The organism is Hyphomonas sp. UBA3601, from assembly GCF_002375605.1.
GTDB lineage: Bacteria > Pseudomonadota > Alphaproteobacteria > Caulobacterales > Hyphomonadaceae > Hyphomonas.
In genome coordinates this window covers 1-2,895 of record NZ_DFME01000013.1, presented here as the reverse complement: position 1 = coordinate 2,895, position 2,895 = coordinate 1, and the positions used below count along the sequence as shown (strand labels likewise).

Annotated in this window: 2 protein-coding genes; one reads left to right on the top strand and one right to left on the bottom strand. The window is 61.5% G+C overall.

Features of this window, described 5'->3' with window-relative positions:
* Window positions 1–714, top strand: a 714-nt coding sequence (locus B4F73_RS00890) for a thiamine pyrophosphate-dependent enzyme (protein WP_290482293.1), incomplete at its 5' end; no start/stop codon positions are given.
* Between the two features lie 3 nt (window positions 715–717).
* Here the strand turns inward: B4F73_RS00890 and B4F73_RS00885 are convergent.
* On the bottom strand, window positions 718–2,742 hold the full coding sequence (locus B4F73_RS00885) for a lytic transglycosylase domain-containing protein (RefSeq protein ID WP_290482292.1): 2,025 nt from the start codon (window positions 2,740–2,742) through the stop codon (window positions 718–720).
* Window positions 2,743–2,895 lie beyond the last annotated feature (153 nt).

Sequence of the window (2,895 nt, the reverse complement as noted above, 5' to 3'; positions counted from 1 at the left end):
TATCCCGGCAAGCCGAGCGTGCTTGTGCCGGAAGGATGTACACCGATGAAGATTGGCGGACCGGAGACCGACAGCGCCGCGATCCTTGAGGCGCTCGCAGATGCGCTCGGTGCGAAGGAAGCCGCCCCGGTGGCTGAGCTGGACCTGCCGGGTGCACCGACAGGCGCTCTCAACGCTGCAACCATTGGCGCATCCATTGCCCGCCACATGCCGGAAGGCAGTTTCGTCTCGGATGATGGCGTCTCCAATGGCCTGCCTAGCTTCCTGATGACCCAGCGCGCCCGGCCGCATGACTGGATGATGCTGACGGGCGGCGCGATCGGGCAGGGCATGCCGCTCGCGTTGGGGGCATCGCTCGCTGCGCCTGACCGCAAGACGCTCTGCATCACCGGCGACGGTGCGGGCATGTATACCAATCAGGCACTTTGGAGCATGGCGCGCGAAGGCGCGAACGTGGTCAACGTGGTCTTCGTCAACCATTCCTACCGTATCCTGAATATAGAACTGGCGCGGACAGGCGCTGGCAATCCGGGGCCTGCCGCGCAGGAACTGCTTGGCCTCGGCCATCCCGAGATCGATTGGGTGAAGCTGTCAGAGGCGCAGGGTGTACCCGCAGTCAACGCCACGAATGCGGAAGAGTTCGATCTTGCGCTTGAGCGGGCGTTTGCTGCGGACGGGCCTCAGCTGATCGCGGCGCACGTTCCGGCGCGGTAGGACCTATTCCCGCCCTCGGTCGAGATCTTCCTCAATCTCGATATCAATCGGCTCTCCGCTGAGGCGGTGACGGTAGACCTGAGTGTTCTCAAGGACGCGTTGGACGTAATTGCGTGTTTCCGAGAAGGGAATGAATTCCACCCAGTCAATCGGATCGACCTGACCAGTGCGGGGATCGCCATAGTCCTGGATCCACTGGCGCGGTCGGCTAGGCCCGGCATTATAGGCGGCGGCTGTCATGATGTAGCTGCCATTGAACCGCGAGAGCAGCGTGTCCAGATGCTGGCCGCCTAGGGTCATGTTATAGCCCGGATCATCGGTCAGCCAAGAAGTGCGGTAAGGCAGGCCGCGTAGCCGCGCTTCGTTACGAGCGGTGGCCGGCATGAATTGCATCAGGCCGCGTGCGCCAACATGGCTGATCGCGTTCGGGTTCATTTCGCTTTCCTGCCGAGACAGGGCCAGCATTAGCGGCCGCTCTACCTGTGGCTCGCGCAGAAGCGGATAGGCAACCACCGGGTAGGCGGCATCGGTAGAGACAATGCCTTTGGCAAGACCGGCCTTGGCACCACGAACCCCGACATCCGGCACCTGATACTCCGTAGCAATGCGGGCGAGCAGCAGATATTCGGACTCGGTCTCAAGCAGGTCGTCCATGTGATAGGCGAATTCACGGAACAGGCGTTCCTCACCGCTCTCGCCAAGCAGGCGCAGGGCCTGAACCATTGGCTTGTCCTCGAAGGCCGAAATCTCTTCTGCAGTCGGCTCTGAGGTCTTCGGGAAGGCGAGCTTCTTGTCGTCCAGACGCTCGGCGGCAAGTTGTCCGTAATAGGTGAACTTGTGCTCAGCTGCTGCCGTGTAGTCTGTTCGTGCGGCATCCGGTTGGCCAAGCGCATCGCGGGCGCGACCGGCCCAATACTTGCCGCGTGCAAGGCTGATCGGTGTTGAGACGCCGTCAGACATGGTCTCGAAATGCTGCAGGCTGCGATCCGCATCATTCTTCAGGCGCAGGGCGATCCAGCCCGACACCCATTCGGCCTCGGCGAAGTCGCCGCCGCTTTCCATGCCATGCGGTGAGGCCAGCTGGTAGGCGCGGCTCCAGTTGCCGTCCTTCAGGTCTGTCCGGATGGCGATGTTGCGTTCGTCCCACAGGCGCGAGCGGCCAGCTTCCGGAATGTCATTCCCGTCGATGCCCGTCAGCAGAGGGGTCGCCACATCCTGGTTGCGCAGTTTCTGGCGGCGCCATTTGGCGCGCTCGTAAAGCAGGCCGGGATTGTCCTGCAAGTTGGCGGGGACGGCATCGACCAATGCATCGACATTGCGCGACCGCGCAGCGAGCGCGATGCGGGCGTCGACCAGTTTACGATAGTCAGACGTGAGCAGGTATTTGAGCTTCGATGCAGCCGTGCGCTGGTTGGTCCATAGCAGGAACTCGACACGGGCGCGGTGATCATCCTGGGTCAGCTGTTTGCCATAAGTGGACAGGACTTCGCGCTCGACGTCGCGTTCGAGGGAATTATTGTGCCAGGCGTCGCGCACGGCTTCCAGCGCCTTGCCGGGTTCACCAATCGCACGCCAGCTATCGGCCAGCGCGATCTTGCCGGCTCCGGTAATCGGACCCGACTCGGTCAGCCAGTCGATGCGTTCCTTATGGCTGAAAGACGATTCGCCGATAATCTCTTCGGCGCGGCGGCGCATGGAGGTCGTTTTCGGCCAGTCTTGCAGCTTGTCCAGCGCGAACGAGACTTCCGAGAAATTCATGCCCGGAACGCCGCGGCTGGCCCGGATCCACATAATGAGGTTTCGCACGTCGGCATCAGAGGCCTGAGTCTGCAGATGTGCCACAGTCGGCCAGTCATAGCGGTCAGCCGCGCGGAGTGCCTTATGCAGGATTTCCGCATTGCGGGCATCCGTTACGGAAGACGTATAGGGTCGGTCGGGTTTCAGACTCGGGGATTCCGGCACGCCAGCGGCGGCAGCCGCCTGAGACAGCACGGCAAGAGCGGCAAAAATGGCAACGGGTCGCATCATGAAACGTCTCTGCAGAGTTTATTTCTTGGCCAAAGCGTGAGAAGGCATTGGCGATTCATACTCGATCAAGACAAACAACACCTGAATCGCGGCAAATTTACGATGTTCCATGGCTCAATCCCAGCTCTCGTCACACCTTTCAGGAATGGTGCC

Excerpts from the sequence above, each read along its gene's own strand:
- B4F73_RS00885 (WP_290482292.1), bottom strand. The coding sequence starts at position 2,742 with ATGATGCGACCCGTTGCCATTTTTGCCGCTCTTGCCGTGCTGTCTCAG.